Source organism: Marinomonas balearica, from assembly GCF_004362145.1.
GTDB classification, from domain to species: Bacteria; Pseudomonadota; Gammaproteobacteria; order Pseudomonadales; family Marinomonadaceae; genus Marinomonas; species Marinomonas balearica.
On sequence record NZ_SNXC01000012.1, the window covers coordinates 353,815 to 371,647 of the forward strand.

The 17,833-nt window shown below is 44.5% G+C and carries 17 protein-coding genes; 4 read left to right on the forward strand and 13 right to left on the reverse strand.

Annotated elements, in window-relative coordinates:
• Positions 1–46 precede the first annotated feature (46 nt).
• Both cysZ and DFP79_RS11440 read left to right on the forward strand, forming a co-directional pair.
• On the forward strand, positions 47–820 hold the full coding sequence (gene cysZ / locus DFP79_RS11435) for a sulfate transporter CysZ (protein ID WP_133504073.1): 774 nt from the start codon (positions 47–49) through the stop codon (positions 818–820).
• A 34-nt stretch (positions 821–854) separates the two neighbouring features.
• Positions 855–1,703: a response regulator gene (locus DFP79_RS11440; protein ID WP_133504074.1), complete on the forward strand. Its 849-nt coding sequence runs from the start codon at positions 855–857 to the stop codon at positions 1,701–1,703.
• A gap of 19 nt (positions 1,704–1,722) precedes the next feature.
• Here DFP79_RS11440 and phoR read toward each other — a convergent pair whose 3' ends face one another.
• The 9 genes from phoR to DFP79_RS11485 form a co-directional block, all read right to left on the reverse strand.
• Positions 1,723–3,069 carry a phosphate regulon sensor histidine kinase PhoR gene (gene phoR / locus DFP79_RS11445; protein ID WP_133504075.1) on the reverse strand — a complete coding sequence of 449 codons (1,347 nt, stop codon included), beginning with the start codon at positions 3,067–3,069 and terminating at the stop codon, positions 1,723–1,725.
• Positions 3,070–3,105: 36 nt separating this feature from the next.
• The gene (gene phoB / locus DFP79_RS11450) at positions 3,106–3,801 is read right to left on the reverse strand and encodes a phosphate regulon transcriptional regulator PhoB (RefSeq protein WP_133504076.1); all 696 of its coding nucleotides are present in this window, start codon (positions 3,799–3,801) and stop codon (positions 3,106–3,108) included.
• A 118-nt stretch (positions 3,802–3,919) separates the two neighbouring features.
• Entirely contained in the window at positions 3,920–4,774 is an 855-nt protein-coding gene (gene ubiA, locus DFP79_RS11455) for a 4-hydroxybenzoate octaprenyltransferase (protein ID WP_133504077.1), read from the reverse strand.
• Positions 4,775–4,888: 114 nt separating this feature from the next.
• A complete protein-coding gene (locus tag DFP79_RS11460) occupies positions 4,889–5,443 on the reverse strand; it encodes a chorismate--pyruvate lyase family protein (protein ID WP_133504078.1) in 555 nt (184 codons plus the stop codon).
• Positions 5,440–6,708, reverse strand: coding sequence for an HDOD domain-containing protein (locus tag DFP79_RS11465; RefSeq protein WP_243730254.1), 1,269 nt, complete (start codon positions 6,706–6,708; stop codon positions 5,440–5,442). Before DFP79_RS11465 ends, DFP79_RS11460 begins: the two co-directional genes overlap by 4 nt.
• A 138-nt stretch (positions 6,709–6,846) precedes the next feature.
• On the reverse strand, positions 6,847–7,626 hold the full coding sequence (locus tag DFP79_RS11470) for an amino acid ABC transporter ATP-binding protein (RefSeq protein WP_013663240.1): 780 nt from the start codon (positions 7,624–7,626) through the stop codon (positions 6,847–6,849).
• A 24-nt stretch (positions 7,627–7,650) separates the two neighbouring features.
• Positions 7,651–8,751 (reverse strand): amino acid ABC transporter permease, encoded by a 1,101-nt coding sequence (locus DFP79_RS11475; RefSeq protein ID WP_133504079.1) that lies wholly within the window; start codon positions 8,749–8,751, stop codon positions 7,651–7,653.
• A gap of 13 nt (positions 8,752–8,764) precedes the next feature.
• Positions 8,765–9,937, reverse strand: a complete 1,173-nt coding sequence (locus DFP79_RS11480) for an amino acid ABC transporter permease (protein WP_133504080.1) — start codon at positions 9,935–9,937, stop codon at positions 8,765–8,767.
• A gap of 132 nt (positions 9,938–10,069) precedes the next feature.
• Positions 10,070–11,092: an amino acid ABC transporter substrate-binding protein gene (locus tag DFP79_RS11485; RefSeq protein WP_133504081.1), complete on the reverse strand. Its 1,023-nt coding sequence runs from the start codon at positions 11,090–11,092 to the stop codon at positions 10,070–10,072.
• A 582-nt stretch (positions 11,093–11,674) separates the two neighbouring features.
• On the opposite strand from DFP79_RS11485, the gene DFP79_RS11490 reads away from it, so the two are divergent.
• Positions 11,675–12,151 (forward strand): Lrp/AsnC ligand binding domain-containing protein, encoded by a 477-nt coding sequence (locus DFP79_RS11490; RefSeq protein ID WP_133504082.1) that lies wholly within the window; start codon positions 11,675–11,677, stop codon positions 12,149–12,151.
• Positions 12,152–12,238: 87 nt separating this feature from the next.
• Here DFP79_RS11490 and DFP79_RS11495 read toward each other — a convergent pair whose 3' ends face one another.
• The 3 genes from DFP79_RS11495 to DFP79_RS11505 all read right to left on the reverse strand — a co-directional run bounded on the left by DFP79_RS11495 (position 12,239) and on the right by DFP79_RS11505 (position 16,359).
• A complete protein-coding gene (locus DFP79_RS11495; RefSeq protein WP_166637694.1) occupies positions 12,239–13,066 on the reverse strand; it encodes a ComEA family DNA-binding protein in 828 nt (275 codons plus the stop codon).
• Between the two features lie 245 nt (positions 13,067–13,311).
• On the reverse strand, positions 13,312–15,393 hold the full coding sequence (recG, locus tag DFP79_RS11500; protein ID WP_133504084.1) for an ATP-dependent DNA helicase RecG: 2,082 nt from the start codon (positions 15,391–15,393) through the stop codon (positions 13,312–13,314).
• Between the two features lie 57 nt (positions 15,394–15,450).
• Entirely contained in the window at positions 15,451–16,359 is a 909-nt protein-coding gene (locus DFP79_RS11505) for a hydrogen peroxide-inducible genes activator (protein ID WP_133504085.1), read from the reverse strand.
• Between the two features lie 106 nt (positions 16,360–16,465).
• On the opposite strand from DFP79_RS11505, the gene DFP79_RS11510 reads away from it, so the two are divergent.
• On the forward strand, positions 16,466–17,335 hold the full coding sequence (locus DFP79_RS11510; RefSeq protein ID WP_133504086.1) for an NAD-dependent epimerase/dehydratase family protein: 870 nt from the start codon (positions 16,466–16,468) through the stop codon (positions 17,333–17,335).
• Between the two features lie 110 nt (positions 17,336–17,445).
• Here DFP79_RS11510 and DFP79_RS11515 read toward each other — a convergent pair whose 3' ends face one another.
• Positions 17,446–17,832 carry a RidA family protein gene (locus tag DFP79_RS11515; RefSeq protein WP_133504087.1) on the reverse strand — a complete coding sequence of 129 codons (387 nt, stop codon included), beginning with the start codon at positions 17,830–17,832 and terminating at the stop codon, positions 17,446–17,448.
• Position 17,833 lies beyond the last annotated feature (1 nt).

A 17,833-nucleotide genomic window follows, 5' to 3' on the forward strand; every position in this document is an offset into this window, starting at 1 on the left:
TGATATTCTTGGCTTATCTAATGGATTCTTATCGAAAGGTATAAATGTGATTATCCAACCTTTTCAAGTTGTTGGCGCTTTTTTTAAGTCATTGCCTATTATTTTGTCTCCCGGAATGCGTCTCTTTATTCTCGCTCCGCTGGTTGCCAACATCGCCCTGATGGCGCTACTGTATATGGTTGCGTTGTCTTATTTTGGTTCGGCTGTGGATTTCTTAATGGGCTTTTTGCCAGACTGGATGAGCTTCTTAAATTGGCTTTTCTTACTGGTATTTGGCGGAATTGTAGCGGTTCTGTTTTTTTACAGTTTTTCTGTGGGCGTTAATATTATAGCGGCGCCTTTTATGGCATTTCTTGCTGAAAAAGTAGAAGAAAAAGAAACCGGACATCAGTTCGAGTCGACACTGAGCTTGAGCGAAGTGGTTAAAATCGCGGGCAGATCAATCCAACGAGAGCTGCAAAAACTGTTCTACTTTTTACCCAGATTGATTGTATTGCTTCTCCTTTCTTTTGTTCCTGTGATAAACCTTGTATCTCCTATTTTATTATTACTTTTCTCAGCTTGGATGCTTGCGATCCAGTATATGGATTACTCTTTTGATAATCATAAGTTAAGTTTCCGTGAAATGAGAGAGGCTCTTCGCAGTAAGCCTTTGTTATGTTGGACCTTTGGTTTCATCGTAATGGTAGGGTTGACTGTTCCGTTTTTGAATTTGTTTGTAATGCCTATTGCTGTGGTTGCTGCGACATTGCTGTGGATTGACCAATTCAGTGACCGTTTTGAGCTTGCGAGTACACAAAACGCGTTTAGTAACGACTAAAAATTAACAATAGGCAATAAAAACAGGCGCTTGCATGTCTTTAAAAATTTTGGTTGTAGACGATGCATCGTTTACACGTGATCTTATAAAACGTTCTGTACGAAAATCCTTCCCCGGTATGACGGTTGAAGAAGCAGTAAACGGGCGAAAAGCTCAACAGCTGCTTCAGAAAATACAGTTTGATATGGTTCTGTGTGACTGGGAAATGCCGGAAATGACCGGCGTTGAGTTATTGAAATGGTGCCGTGAGCAGCCGCAGTACGCAAAGGAAACGCTGCCTTTTGTGATGATCACCAGCCGTGGCGATAAATCTCACGTTGTTGAGGCTGTTCAATCTGGTGTAACGGATTATCTCGGTAAACCTTTTTCTGCTGAGCAGCTTAACCAAAAGATCATATCTGCGGCAAAAAAACACGGCATAGACAAAAAACTTCGCTCGGGAAATACCCCAGCAAAAGCCGCTCCGAGTTCAGGTGGCGTTGCCACTGCTTCGTTGGATGTTTTGATGGGCGGTGCCAGTAAGGCGCCAAAAAATGCGTCACCAAAGATCGTTAATCCAACGACTGAAGTCTCTGTTAAAGACGTTAAAATTCCGACGTTGGTGCGCTTCGAAGGTAAACAGTTCCGTTGTATGGTGGTTAAGTTCGCGAAAACCGAAGCCACGGTTCTTATTAAAAGTGACGATGTAATCCCTCAGGTATTAGGGCAAGCGGTACTTGATTTGGAATTCGAGAAAAAAGTAAATCGCCTCAATTACTTTATTCAGTCGGTTGCAACAACGGATAAGAAGCATGATTCTGCGTTTCTTACCGTAGTGTTGGGCCTGATTGATCAAGATGAGGAAAAAGAAGCGTTTGTGAAAGCGCTTTTTGAAAGCCTTTAATACAAAGCAAACAAGCGGTTTAGCTTGTTTGCTGATTGTGTGTTTGGCTTGATAGGTTGTCGTTACCCTGTAGTACATCGTTTTTGATGCGCTCCATAGGGAAATGGCATGAGAATGTACTGCCGAACCTAGGCTGACTTCGAATTTGCAGTTTTGCAGAGTGATGCAGTAAAACGTGCTTAACGATCGCAAGCCCTAACCCTGTCCCTCCTGTCTTAGAGCTACGGCCTTTATCTACTCGGAAAAAACGTTCGGTTAATCGAGGGATATAGCGAGGGTCGATACCTAATCCTTCATCTTGTACTGAAAATAGACCGCTTACGTCGTCTGATTCCCACTTCACGCGAATTTCTCCGCCATTTGGAGAATATTTAATGGCATTAACGACGAGATTTGAAAACGCACTGTAGAGCTCGTTATAGGAGCCGTAGACTTGCGCCCCTTTGGCTTCACTAAAGACTAAAGTGTGTTCGGGGAGCAGAATGGGTTGCGCCATTTTTTCAATCGCTGAGAAGAGATCTGAAATGTGAAGCCAAGTATCATTTTCTCGTTTATCGTTGCTTTCGAGGCGAGAGAGAAGAAGCAGGTCTTCGATCAGGTTTTCCATGCGATCGGATTGATCCGACATATTGTCGATGCCGCGCTGCATACTCTGAGGGAGATTGTCTTTGAACATGCCCAGAGTTTCTAAATAGCCTTTGATCACCGTCAGAGGTGTTTTGAGTTCGTGTGAGGCATTCGCCACGAAGTCTTTACGCATTTGCTCTAGCAGTTGAAGGCGAGTCACATCACGGATGAAGATCAAATGGTCGTTTTGATCATACAATGTAGTTTGTATTTCCAGATATACGCCTTCTTTTGCCGGACTCTTGATAATAAGAGGCTCGCCAAATCGCTTTTGGGTAAAGTAACGATAAAAATCGGGATTGCGAACAATATTGGTGATAGCTTGGCTGCGGTCGACAGGACGGACTAATCCGAGAAAGTTCCCAGCAGAGTTGTTCCACCATTCCAAATTGCCCTGATTGTCCGCCATAATGACGCCTTCTTTTAAGGCGGCGGTTGAATTCTCTATTCGATTTAGGGCCTGACGCATTTTACGTTTCGATTTTCGCTGCTTTTTTTGCAGACGGTAAACGGCGTCAAATACCTCTCCCCAGATACCACTGGTTTCTGGAGGCGAGGCTTTGCCAGAACGGCGTAACCATGAATGAAACTGGTAAAGTTGATACATTTGCCACGCTAGACTCACTAATACATAAAGCAGCAGCGCAAGCGCAATGTTTCCCAATACAAAGCCGATTGCAAAAGTTGCGACAAAACCAACAACCCAATTTAGCAGAGCCTGTTTCCAGATTCGTTTCATGTTTCTTTTACAATCCGTTTTGCTGTTTAAACGTTTCTAAGCAGTTCGTTTAGCGGAAAATCGGTATCCTGTACCGCGAACTGTTTGAATCAAAGAATCGTGTGTGCTGCCAATCGCTTTGCGCAGGCGACGGATATGTACGTCAACGGTGCGTTCTTCGACATAAACATTTCCACCCCATACTTGATCCAATAATTGAGCACGAGAATACGCGCGTTCCTGATGTGTCATCAAGAATTTTAACAATCGGTACTCAGTCGGTCCCATTTCTAACGGCTTATTACCGATACTAACGCGTTGACTGATCGGGTCCAAAAGTAGGCCGTCTACTTCTATAGGCTCATCCACACCTTGAGGTGTCGCACGTCGCAGTACTGCTTTGAGGCGTGCAACTAACTCTCTGGGAGAAAAAGGTTTAGTGATGTAATCATCCGCCCCTGCTTCTAACCCCTGAATTTTATTGTCCTCTTCACTTTTTGCGGTCAACATGATCACGGGAATTTCGGCTGTCGTGCTGTCTTTTTTAAGACGGCGAGTAAGCTCAATACCGCTTCCACCTGGCATCATCCAGTCCACAAGAATCAAGTCAGGACGATGATCGACAATGATCTCATGTCCGTGTTGCGCATTTTCTGCTTCAAAATATTCGTAGCCAGCCATTTCAAGCGCTACGGCAATCATTTCTCTTATTGGTGCTTCGTCATCAATGATAAGTACTTTCTTACCGGTCACGGGATTTATCCTCATCTCAGGAACGGTGAATATTTAAGCGAGTAAATATGACAATTACATTAAAATGTCATAACTATGCCACAATTAAGACATGAATAGACGTAAAAAGTGTACGGTTTTAGATTATGTAGCTCAAAACTAAACCAATAAAGACCGTATAGCCAACTCTATTGTTATCTAGGAAAGAACGAAAACAAGCTTGGCGTTCCCTATCTTTTGCTTGTTGATACTGTTGAAAGAACCAGAAAACCGAAACAACTAAGCCGAAAAAGTACGGCCAAGAAAGGTCAGAGGTCACACCAATCCATGTTAATAAAGACAGCGTTAAACCTTGCAACACGATAATGATAAACAAGTCGTATTGGCCGAACAATATTGCGGTAGATTTAACGCCGATCTTCAAATCGTCTGGGCGGTCTGTCATTGCGTAGTAGGTGTCGTATGCAACGGTCCAGAATAGGTTAGCGACAAACAACATCCAAAGTTGAGTATCGAGTAGATTGCCGCCTTGAGCACTGTAAGCCATGGGAATGGCCCAAGAGAAGGCCAATCCAAGAAACACTTGAGGCAGATGAGTATAGCGTTTCATAAAGGGATACAGAGCCGCTAAAAATAAGCCTGCAAACGAAAGCGCTATTGTGCGTAAGTCTGTGAAGAGAACAAGAACAAAACTGAGAAGAACTAAACCCGCGAAGACAATTAGGGCTTCTTTTTCGGTAACTCGGCCGGATGGCAGAGGGCGGTTTTTTGTTCTGTCGACATGACCGTCTACTTTTCTGTCGGCGTAATCATTAATGACGCAGCCCGCAGAGCGCATACTGAATACTCCCAATACGAAGATCAGCACCAAGTGCCATTCTGGCCAACCGTCCGCCGCCAGCCAGAGCGCCCATAACGTCGGCCACATTAACAAAAGCGAGCCAATAGGGCGATTGAATCGGGTAAGGTCTGCGTAATCAGTGAGTTTACTCATTGTGGTTATACGTGTCCTAGTAAAAAGGGTTTAACTCAATGTTGTTTGCACTAAGGGGCGCTGTGCTGTGAGTGATGATGTACACCACAAAGTTCGGCGTGTTGTTAACGCTGTTCATAGTCGTCCCCACCTTAGCTGTCCTATAGTAGGGTAAAACGCTTCATTCACCAATATACCGGGTCCATAGCCATAGAAAACAGAACGTCGCGCCCATAAGCTCTCATCTGAATTCTGCATTAAGCCAGAAGGTAGCTGTGTGATTTCGATTGGGCTGCGAGTAAGTTTTTTACTTTTAAACAGGTAGCCGCCCAGAGGTTTGTCTCCAAGCTTAGACAAGCAGCGCCAATGACCTCGAATGGATCGAAGTGGAATGATGGATCGGCCATAGATCACGACATCTTGATTGCAATACAGTAAGACGGTACGTATACGAGCTTGCTCTCGTGAGCGCAAGCCAAGCCGAGTGCGCTCTCTTAATGTTGGTGAGCCTATGTAATCACTCACCACTTCTACTTTGAATGCGCCAGCGTGTCGCAATCGTGCGGTTAAAGAGTCGGATGTGCTGACCCACGGTAGAATTGCGTTTGGGATTTGCTGGCGATTTTCACGGCTTAATTGGTGCCACTCATAATTAAATTGTCGAGCTGCATTTTGATTCAGTAACGTCATGTCTCGCCGCGTATCAGATTTACCATGTCTCTCAAGTCTTGCGAGGAGTTTAAAACTCGCGAGCGACATTGTAACGCGATTTCTTCGCTTAATCCTAACGTCGTCAAAAGTTCGTCGTCGATATGTTGTTCATTGAGTAGGTTGTTTGCCACATGAAGCAGGTTAGCTAATAGCTGATGCTCTCCTTGGTAATTTTTGTCTTTGCAGTAGCGCACAGCACCATAAATACTGGATGGAATATTCCAGTGTTTGAGTAACCACGCCCCGAGCTGCTCCTTTGTAAAGTGCAATACTTGCATTTCAACAACGTCGCTGGGTAAATGGGCATTGGCTTCCAAATTACGCGATAAGATAGAAAAGTGCGGCGGTAAAATGACACTGATTGCCAAGTAACCGAAGTTATGAAGTAGTCCTGCTAAATAGGCGTGACCCAAACGGGGTTTTGGATGATCCGCCGAAATGGCTTTCACTAGGGCTTCCATTAAAACCGCATGCGACACCGCATTGAACCAAAAATCATCGTAATGTTTTGGTCCATTTTTAGGTAAATCGAACACGCCTCCCATGGATAACCCAAGAGCAAGGTTCATCACCATATCAAACCCAAGCACGCGAATGATGGCGTCTTCGATTGATTCCACTGGGTCCGTTACGCCATAGTACGGAGATGAAGCCCAACTAATGACTTGGGCGGATAAACTAGGATCCAAATTGACTATTTTACAAAGCTGCTCAGAGTTTGCGTTGGGGTCAGCGCAAAGCTGAATAATCTGAGAGCTGGAGCCTGACAGCGGTGGGATTTCCAGTGTTTCTTCAAGGCGCTGCTTTAATCGAATAGATTGAAATCGACCTAACGCGACACGCATTTGATCTTCATCATTGCCCATGTCGATAACGGGATATTGCATGTTTTCCGGAGTATGGGTGATGTTCTCAATGTAAGTAAGTTGACTGGCAAGCTTTTCACCTAGTTGACGGCCACTCATGGTGTTTCGAGCAAGATAGTCAGCGTCCGTGTTTTTGTCATGTTGCAGGGCAACACGTTCTTCATTGAGCAGTGACTTGTCGATGTAGGTCGGGGTCCTATTGGCATCAAGTAATACGTCGCCATTTATGGGAGAGACTGATCGCGGCAGCAAGCGTCGCTTGGTTAGGCGTGATAACGCCGTAAGGTCGAGGAAGCGGTTCTGGCTGAAGAGAGCCTGAACTTTGCCACTGCTATCTGAAAAATGAATTATGCGTACGAATGTTGGTGCGTGGTCCACTTCTGTTGGTCCCATAGTCAAATTAGCGCTGCCTTTATATCTTATATAAGCTTGCATGTATAACTATAGGTTAATAAAAAAGGCTCCAACAGGAGCCTTTTTCAAAGAAGTCTAATTTCTTTAGTTTTTACATCGTAATTAGTGGTTCAGGATTTGGCTTAAGAACAACTGAGTACGATCATGCTGTGGGTTCTCGAAGAACTCGTGTGGCGTATTTGCTTCCACAATTTCTCCCGCATCCATGAAGACAACACGGTCAGCAACGGTTTTAGCGAAGCCCATCTCGTGTGTTACACACACCATGGTCATGCCTTCGTCTGCTAGTTGAACCATTACATCCAATACTTCTTTGATCATTTCAGGATCAAGTGCAGATGTTGGCTCATCAAAAAGCATGATGCGAGGCTTCATACATAGGCCACGAGCGATCGCAACACGTTGTTGTTGTCCACCGGATAGCTGACCTGGATATTTACCTGCTTGGTTCGCGATTTTAACTCGCTCAAGGTAATGCATCGCCATCTCTTCAGCTTCTTTCTTAGGCATTTTACGTACCCAGATCGGAGCCAATGTCAGGTTTTCAAGAATCGTCAAATGTGGGAACAAGTTAAAGTGCTGAAACACCATGCCCACATCTTTACGGATTGCCTCGATGTTTTTCAGGTTATCGTTCATCTCAATACCGTCAACAAGGATCGAACCTTTTTGGTGTTCCTCTAGACGGTTGATGCAGCGAGTCATTGTTGATTTACCTGAACCTGACGGCCCACACACAACAATACGTTCGCCTTTACGGATACTAAAATTAATATTCTTTAGAACGTGGAAGTCACCGTACCACTTATTCACGTCGCTAAATTCAATAATTGCTTCTTCGCCCGGCTCAAGTTGGGCAAGTGCCATGTTGTTATCAGTCATCTTTTTAAAGCCTCAAAATCTATATTATTTCCGCTTGTGTCCGGTATCTAACTTACGCTCAACCGCCATACTGTAGCGGGACATACCGAAGCAGATAATCCAATAAACAAAGCCTGCGAAGGCATAACCTTCGATAGTTGTACCTAACCAGTTAGCATCGTGGTTTGCTGCTTGGATTCGACCCAGTAGATCGAACATACCAACGATGTAAACCAGAGTCGTATCTTTGAACAAACCGATAAAGGTATTCACGATACCTGGAATAACCAGTTTCAATGCTTGTGGCAAGATGACCAAACACATTGATTGCCAGTAGGTGAGTCCCATTGCATCTGCGGCTTCGTACTGACCTTTAGGTATCGCCTGAAGACCACCACGAATAACCTCTGCCATGTAAGCAGCAGAGAACAATGTAATACCAATGAGTACACGAAGTAGTTTGTTGAAGTTCAAGCCTTCTGGCAAGAACAATGGAATCATAACGGATGCCATAAACAAAATCGTGATCAATGGAACAGCACGAATGGTCTCGATGAATACAACACATACTGATTTAACAATCGGCATGTTAGAACGACGACCCAGTGCTAGAAGCACACCAAGAGGGAAAGATGCAACAATACCGACAACCCCAAGTAAGGTTGTTAGGAACAGTCCGCCCCAGTTTGATGTTTCAACTGTCTCAAGGCCGAACATGCCGCCAGAGAACAATATAAACGCAACAATTGGGTACACCACGATAATTGCAATTGACAAGAAAAGCTTGTTAACCGCTTTTATCGCAAACATACCAACAAGCACAATGAGTAAGATCAATGCGAGGTTGATGCGCCAGTACTCAGTTTCAGGGTACAGGCCGTACATAAATTGCTCAAAGTACGCCCCGATGAAAGCCCAACATGCGCCGCCTGCTGTACACGCTGCTTTGGAAGATCCTTCCCACGTTGCATCAAGAAGTCCCCACTGTAAAACAGGTGGAATCATCAAATACAGAACATATATGCTGAACAAAGTCAGAGCAATATTCAAAGGAGAAGAGAAAAAGTTTGCTCGAACCCAAGCTACCGGACCTACCGAATCAGACGGTGGTGGGAGGCTTGGAGATGGTTTAAATTCGATCGCCATGATAATAGCCTCCTTAACGTTCTACTAAAGACATACGTTTGTTGTACCAGTTCATAAAGAGCGAGATAGATAAGCTCAAAGAACCGTAAACAAGCATACATAAACCAATGGTTTCGATTGCTTGACCTGTTTGGTTCAAGGTCGTACCCATAACAACTGCAACCAGTTCAGGGTAGGCAATCGCTGCACCTAAAGAAGAGTTTTTCGCTAGGTTTAGGTATTGGCTAGTAAGAGGGGGGATGATAACGCGTAACGCTTGAGGTAATACGATAAGACGTTGAGTTTTACCGTCTGGTAAACCTAATGAGCGTGATGCCTCGGTTTGTCCCCAGTTAACAGATAAGATACCTGCACGTACGATCTCTGCAATAAAAGAACCCGTGTATGTAGACAGTGCAATAAGCACCGCAACAAATTCAGGTACTAATACCATACCACCCGTCACATTGAAGCGACTTTTAGAAGGTAGATCGAATTCAACAGGGAAACCGGTAACAACAAAAGCAAGTAAGGTAACACCTATAATGGTGCCAAAAGAGGCCCAATAGGCAGGGAACCAGTGCCCCGTCGCTTTTTGACGCTCTTTTGCCCAACGAACAATAAAAAATGCACCCACGATAGAAAGCAAGAAGGCTGCTAATACAAAGCCAGAACCGTCTTGGAATTGTGGGTTTGGTGAGTAGATGCCGCGTTTGTTGATAAAGAAATCACCGAACACAATACTATTGCGAGGGTGTGGCATGGCAGCCAAAACGGCAAAGTACCAGAAGAACATTTGCAGCAGTAATGGAATATTACGCAATGTCTCAATGTAAACAGTAGCAAGTCTTGCAACCAGCCAGTTGTTGGACAGGCGTGCGAGGCCCATTATGACGCCGATAATGGTCGCCAAAATAATACCGAGCAAAGAGATTACAAACGTATTGATAAGGGCTACAGCAAATGCTCGGCCGTATGAATCTGCTTCAGTATATTCAATTAGGTGGATCAGGACTGGGAAGCCCGCTGGTTCATTGAAGAATGAGAAACCAGTAGATATCCCGCGTGTTTCAAGGTTAGCCTGTAGATTGCTGAATAAGTAATATCCAACAAAGACGACTACAGCCAACAGAACGGCTTGAAAGATTAGGGCGCGATTGCCAGCGTCATTCAAGAAGCTCGTATTCGTATTAGTATTTTCGCTCATCTTGGTTCAGGCAGTGATATGCTCGTCAGATGTGTTTCAGAAACAAGACTGGCGCAGGGCACTTAAGAGGTAAATCCATGCTGGATATCTTACTAAAGTGACTGCGCCAGTATAGGTAGACTTATAAGGGTATTAGCGAACTGGTGGAGCGTACATTACGCCGCCTTCAGTCCATAGGTTGTTAATACCACGTGGTAGACCTACAGGAGTGTTTGGACCAACGTTGTTTTCAAATACTTCGCCGTAGTTACCTACTTCAGCGATAACGTCGTATGCCCAGCTAGAACCAAGACCTAAAGAATCACCCATGTTACCTTCAGCACCTAGAAGACGACGAATTGCTGGGTCTTTAGACTCTTCTTTGATTTTCGCAACATTTTTAGATGTAATGCCCATTTCTTCAGCGTTAACCTGAACGAACATTGCCCAAGTTACGATGTCTTTCCACTGGTTGTCGCCGTGACGAACAACAGGACCCAAAGGCTCTTTAGAAATAGTTTCAGGTAAGATTACGTGTGCATTTGGTTCTGCTAGCTTAGAACGGTGTGCTGCAAGACCTGATTTATCAGTTGTGAATACATCACAACGACCAGACGCGTAAGCTGCAAGCGCTTCGTCTGCTTTTTGAACGATTACTGGAACATAAGATAGACCGTGCTTACGGAAGAAGTCAGCCATGTTCAATTCAGTAGTTGTACCTTGTTCTGTACATACTGTTGCACCGTCTAGTTCCAATGCAGAAGTAACACCTAGGTCGTTACGAACCATGAAGCCCTGACCGTCATAGAAGTTTACAGCAGTGAAATCTAAACCTAGCGCTGTATCACGAGTGTACGTCCAAGTTGTGTTACGAGACAACATGTCGATCTCGCCAGATTGTAGTGCTGTGAAACGCTCTTTAGCTGACAGAGGAGTGAATTTAACTGCTTGAGCATCTCCAAATACTGCGGCAGCGGCTGCACGACAAGCATCAACATCTATACCAGACCAGTTACCTGCTTCGTCAGCGTTTGAGAAGCCAGGAACACCTTGACTCACGCCACACTGAATGAAACCTTTAGATTTAACATCGTCTAAAGTACCTGCACCAGCAGTTGCGCTTACTGTCGCAGCAATGGCTGCAGTAGTAAGGATTTTACCCATATTCGATTTCATTTAAGAGCCTCCCAGGCGTCACTTTTGTATATATTATCTTTTTTTAGCAAAACAGCTTTATCAAGCTTTAAGCTCTATAAGCAAAATCTTTGCCAAAATTAGAGTTGTTGTTTTTTTGTGGGTTTTTCAGTGGAATCTTCTATGAGACCCTCACTTCACTTTATAGAACGACTTTTTATAGGCTATAGTCAAGAGAAAAGTGTAAAAAACTAGCATCAGTCACAACTTTTTTGCACATTCCTCTTTTGTGACGCTATCAAAAAAAGTTTTTTTATAGTTTTTTTGTATATTTCGTTTGAAATTTTGTCATTGTTATATATTGGTGCGAGAAAATTTAGTTTAGTAGAGTTTTTTCCGGAAGATAGGTTTTTTTGCCTTTAAATGGTGCGCATATGTAATCGTGTTTATAAATGGTGCAAAACTATGCATGGTTGCTTGCTTCCGCCGAAATATTGGTTTTTTCTGTTTTCGGGTTGGCTCATGTTAGACTCGCTTATTCAAAAAATAAAAAGTAACCGTTCAAGGTCCGAATCTATAGAAACTAAACGTGATATAGATCCTAAATAAGGAGCCCCATGATTAATGGAAACTTCCGCGAAACCTTTAGATAGGTTAGATAAGAAGATTCTGCGAGAACTTCAAATTAATGGTCGTCTTTCTAATGTTGAACTTGCAAGCCGTGTTGGTCTAAGTGCGACACCTTGCCTAGAAAGGGTAAGGCGTTTAGAGCGCAATGGATATATCACAGGGTATTGTGCAATGGTTGACCCCAAAAAGGTCGATGCTGGATTATTGGTGTTTGTTGAGATTCGTCTCAAGACAACCTCTCCAGAAGGCTTTCTCGAATTCAAAGAGTCTGTCTTGCAAATCCCTGAAGTACTGGAATGTCATCTTATCGCAGGTGACTTCGAATATTTACTGAAGGCACGCGTCTCTAATATGGATACGTACCGAAAGCTGTTGGGTGAAACGTTGCTGACGTTGCCGCATGTGCGTGAATCACGTACCTATGTTGCAATGGAAGAAGTTAAGAGCACGACCGTTGTAAAAATCCCTTAACGTATCAATAGAATGATATTTAAAATGCGAGTGTGAGACTGAAAGGTACGAAAGCAGGAATGACCTTCGTGCCTTTCAAGATAATTCTTAGAGCGCTTTTTCTTTTAGTGCTTTTTTGATTCTTTCCAATAGCTTTGGCCCTACCCCTTTTATATCTAATAGCTCTTTCCACTTATTGTAAGGGCGATGTTGTACGATTTCTTTTGCGATTTTCTTGGAGATACCTTTTGTATCGAGAATGTCTTCCATCGAGCATTGATTGACGAATGTAAGTCCAGATTGATCCACTCGTTTTGTTTTGCTTTTCGAGGATTTTCGACTTTTAGTGGGCGTTTTTTCAGTAGACTCGTCAATCTCACCGAGTGTTTGAGGCGTTGCGAAGTCAGTTGTGTGCTTTTCTGTTGTGTTGAGCTTGCTCGTTGTTTTCTCAGCCGCAATTTTATCCGTCGTTTTTACAACCGGGCGCTCAACCCCTTTTTCCACAAGAGTAGGTTGAAAGTCGATTTGCATAGGAACAGGAAATGTAATCTGATCGCACAGAGAATAGTCTTGTTCGCTCCATTCGCGCAGTTCTAAGCAGATGCGCCACGTTCCAGGTGCTGGAGCGGTGTAAATCAGATCGTACAGGCAATTCTCCAAATAGTATTGGCCGTTAATCTGACCCACGGTCGTCGAGGCCAGCAGATAAGACTGATCGTCTTTAGGTTGATTTGCTCGATAAGCTCGCAACTGAATGGCCAGTGTGCCGCTTAAATTGCCCAGATCTCTATGATTGGATATCTTTTCAATGTTTATCAATGCTCTGCAAGTGCCTTCGTCTAACTGGTATCCGCATTGGCCTTCTAGCTGGAGCTTGATCTGTGTTTGGCTGTCATTATTGCGATCGTCGTTAAACGAAGTGGAAAGAGTATTCAATGTGTTTTCCTCAATAACATTGCTGTTGTTTACGTTGCACATGCAGAAGCTTTGGTTAAGTCTTCTAAACGTTAGGCTTGCTTACTGCTTCCTTGAAGTGCAATCCTTGTGTGCCTAAGCTTAATCCTAGTTTGAAAGCGTGACAATGTGATTAAAATTCAATCGGCTTTTATTTTGAAGTGTCAGAATCGATTCGAGCGATATACAGTCAGAGGTTTAAAGCCTGAGAGGGATAATAAGAAAGGTTACACATTTAAATATTGGCTTTGGTTTGGGAGCCAACGCTGCAATAGAGGGGATACATGCTCAGGGAATGACTGGTATAACATCATTGCAGCAGACTGAACATCATTTAGTAAGCTCTTATCACGTTGCAAATCGGCCACTTTAAATTCCAGTAAGCCTGTTTGTCTTGTTCCTAGAAGTTCTCCCGGTCCGCGTAATTCAAGGTCCTTTTCGGCTATTTTGAAACCGTCAGTGTGCTCGCGCATTGTGCTAAGACGCTCTTTTCCTTGTTGGCTAAGGGGCGCTTTATACAGTAATACACAATGGCTAGCAGTGGTTCCACGCCCCACTCGGCCTCTAAGCTGATGCAATTGAGCGAGACCTAAACGTTCAGGGTTTTCAATGACCATTAGGCTGGCATTGGGGACATCCACGCCAACTTCGATAACGGTCGTCGCCACGAGTAAATCGAGTGAACCTGATTTGAAGCTGGCCATTATGTCGGCTTTTTCTTGTGCTTTAAGCCGACCGTGAACTAAGCCTATTTTTAGATCGGTTAATTGTTCTTGAAGCAATACGGCGGTGTCTTCCGCGGCCTGACATTGTAGCGCCTCAGATTCTTCAATGAGGGTACATACCCAGTAAGCTTGTCGGCCTTCAGAGCAGGCACTGCGCACTCGATTGATGACTTCTGGGCGTCTTTGGTCTGAAACAACCACGGTATTTATGGGCGTTCGTCCCGGAGGTAACTCGTCAATAATAGAACAATCCAAATCCGCGTAGGCTGACATGGCTAATGTTCTGGGAATAGGCGTTGCCGTCATGATGAGTTGATGAGGCTGAAACCCTGCTTGTAATCCCTTTTCTCTGAGCGCCATTCTTTGATGAACACCAAAGCGGTGTTGTTCATCAATGACAGCGAGCGCTAAGTTCTTGAATGTCACAGTGTCCTGAAAAAGCGCGTGTGTTCCCACAACAATTTTTGCTTCACCTGAAGAGATTTTTAAAAGCTCCGCTTCGCGTTGTTTGCCTTTGAGTTTTCCTATCATCCAAGCGACGGGGACATCTAGGGGTTCAAACCAGCTTTTGAAATTCAGGTAGTGCTGCTCTGCTAGAATCTCAGTAGGCGCCATGATGGCGACCTGAAACCCTTTTTGAACAACGGCTGCGGCGGTCATGCCTGCTACCAGTGTTTTACCGGAGCCAACATCGCCTTGAACGAGTCTAAGCATAGGGTGGCCACTGCTCATGTCGTTTAGAATCTCTGAAAACACTCTATTTTGCGCGCCAGTCGGTGAAAAGGGTAAGCCGCCAAGTAATCGTTGTGTCAACTCGCCGGCTTCCGTCACTGCAATGGCTTTATCTTCTTTCGCTTTAATGCGCTTTCCAATAAGAGACAATTGATGGGCTAACAGTTCTTCGAATGAAAGCCGGTATTGTGCGGGATGTGCGCCGGATTTTAGCTGAGCAAGGTCGACACCTTTATCTGGGTGATGTAAAAACTGAATCGCATTGGCTAAGGGCGGTAGACTGAACTGATTCAATATCGCTTCAGGGAGCCATTCTTGCAAATTAAAAGGGGTTAAGCGTTCCAGTGCTTGCTCGCATAGCCCGCGAATCTTGTTCTGCGTTAAACCGTCTGTTAAAGGGTAAATGGGCGTTAATTGCTGCTGTCCACTCAGCGTATCATCTACTTTAATGGCACTGTATTCAGGATGATACATTTCAAAGCCCGTACTGCCACGACGAATTTCCCCAAAGCAACGAATCTTTTCACTGTTTTCTAGCTGTTTTTTTTGCGCGGCTGAAAAGTGAAAAAATCGCAAACTGAGGGTGCCACTCATGTCCTTAACACGGCAGATCAAGCTACGACGTTTTCCCATTTTGATTTCACAGCCAATGACCTTGCCCTCAATAACGGCTTCGTCACCAAATCGAAGGTGGCCAATTGGAACGACCGTCGTACGATCTTGGTAGCGAATAGGCAAATGGAACAGTAAGTCCTGAACTGTATGCAAGTGGAGCTTAGCGAGTTTCTCCGCCATGGCTCCACCGACGCCTTTAAGCTCTTTTATGTCTTGAGTGTCTAATCCAGTTAGCATCTTACTTATCGATGTTTAATGTCGGCATATCGCCGTATATGTTCGGCAACGAGTCGTTCAATCAAGCTCTAATTGATTGCAGGCTTCTCGAATCGACTGGCTAAGAGATTCGATTGCCTTCGGTCGTGGGAAGCTAGCACGCCATGCTAACGCTACGGTACGTTTAGGTGCTGGCTCGGCAAAAGGGCGTACTTCTAACGTCTCGTGATCAATGTTTGTTGCAGCCGACTTTGGCAAGACGGTAACGCCTAACCCTGACGACACCATGTAGCGTATGGTCTCCAGTGAGCTGCCGTTGACGATGGTTCGACCCTCGCCGAATTGATCTTCGTTGATCATCGGGCAGGCTTCGAGTACTTGATCGCTAAAGCAGTGGCCTTTGCCCAGCAAGAGTAAATTGTCTGTTGTTAACTGTGCCGTTTCAATCTCTTCCAGCTCCGTCCATGCGTGATTTTTAGGCATAAGGACAACAAACTCTTCTTCATAGATGGGTTGTGTGACCACATCGGGTTCTTTGAAGGGAAGAGCAATGATAATGGCGTCTAAGTCGCCATTACGCAGCTTTGGTCGTAGCTGTTCGGTTAAGTCTTCCTCAATCAGCAAAGGCATGCCTTCGGTGAGTCTATTGAGATGAGGAATCATATAGGGAAATAAATAAGGCGCAATGGTAAAGATTGCGCCGACTTTAAGAGGGCCTTTTAGCTGGTTTTGTCCTGACGATGCCAATTCTTTAATCATGTTGGCTTGTTCGAGCACTTTTTTCGCTTGCTCGATAATCTGTTCACCGAGTGGCGTTATGTAGACCGAGCTTTTGCTGCGTTCAAAAATGGCTGCTCCCAGCTCTTCTTCGAGCTTTTTTACCGCGACACTCAATGTCGGTTGTGAAACGTAGCAGCGATCAGCAGCACGGCCAAAGTGCTTCTCTTCTGCTAGCATTACAATGTATTTGAGTTCGGTCAACGTCATGGCAGCCACCTGTCTTATCGTCATTGTTAATAGCTATGATAATACATATTTTGATAAAGTGTGCGAGGGATATCTCTATTCAATTTTTGTTTAAAGAGTACAACTCATGATTCAACCTCGGGTTTTGATTGCTGGGTGTGGCGATATTGGCACCAGCATCGCGAAAAATTGGGTAAGTGCAGGTGCGCAAGTGAGTGCGATTAGACGATCAGGAACGCAGTTTCCTGATCAGGTATCGGGGATTACAGCCGATCTGACGACAATGCCTTCAGCACAGCTTCCAGATGTGGATCTGATTTATCTTATTATGACGCCTCAAAGTCGCACCGAAACAGCCTATCAAAGTGCGTATGTTGAAACCGCAAAGGCGTTGGTTTCTCGGTATGCCCGCCAAGATCGAATTAAGCAGCCCAAGGTAGTGTTTGTCTCCAGTACCAGTGTATACGGCGAAAACGAAGGCGAATGGATTGATGAATCGTCGGTAGCAAAAGCAAAAAAAGAAACCTCAAAATGCCTATTAAACGCTGAAAAAATCTTATCTGAGTCGATGCAGGCATGTTCAGCAAGGTGTTCTGGAATTTACGGTCTAGGGCGTTACCGATTAATCGATAAGATAAAAGGCGAGAGTGAATGGGGGGCCAATAGCTGGACGAACCGAATTCATCGAGATGACGTCGTGTCTGGGTTGATGATTCTAGGCCAACGCCTGCTGGATGAGGGATCGCGCGAAGCGCCAGTGCCATCGCATGTAATACTCACTGATCAGACACCTGTATCTATGTGGGAAGTAAAGCTTTGGATCGCATCTCGTATCGGTGCAAAGGTCACTTTGGGAGCCGTAAATGAGTTTATTCCACAAACGGGAAAACGGATCCGAGCGGATTTTTTGAGACAATGTGGTTGGGCACCAAAATTTCCGAGCTATGTTTCAGGGTACGAAGATTTATTGCGAGAAAAGGGCGAGACGCTTCAGTAATAACAAACGGGTGATGGCAGGAAGTCAGACTTTTTTGTGACTGTGTTGAATGTTGCTCTTCGTATATTTAAACGAAGAGCAACTAGACATAAGAGCGAGCGTTTAAAGGGTTAATCCTCTAAAACAACAACCCCTTCGATTTCAACCGCTACGTCTTTCGGTAGGGCGCGAACACCTAACGCTGCGCGAGCTGGGTAAGGTTGCTCGAAAAACTGCATCATCACATCATTCACTTTGGTGAAGTTACCCAAATCTGTCATGTAGATGTTTAGCTTAACGATGTCTTTTAAAGAACCGCCAGCTGCTTCACATACCGCTTGAATGTTTTTGAAAACTTGCGCTGTTTGTTCTTCAACGCCGCCTTCCACAATTTCCATTGTTTCTGGAACCAGTGGGATCTGGCCAGATAGGTAAATAGTGTTGCCTGCTTGAATTGCTTGAGAATAAGGGCCAATTGCAGCGGGAGCGTTTTCTGTATGAATTACTTTTTTAGCCATG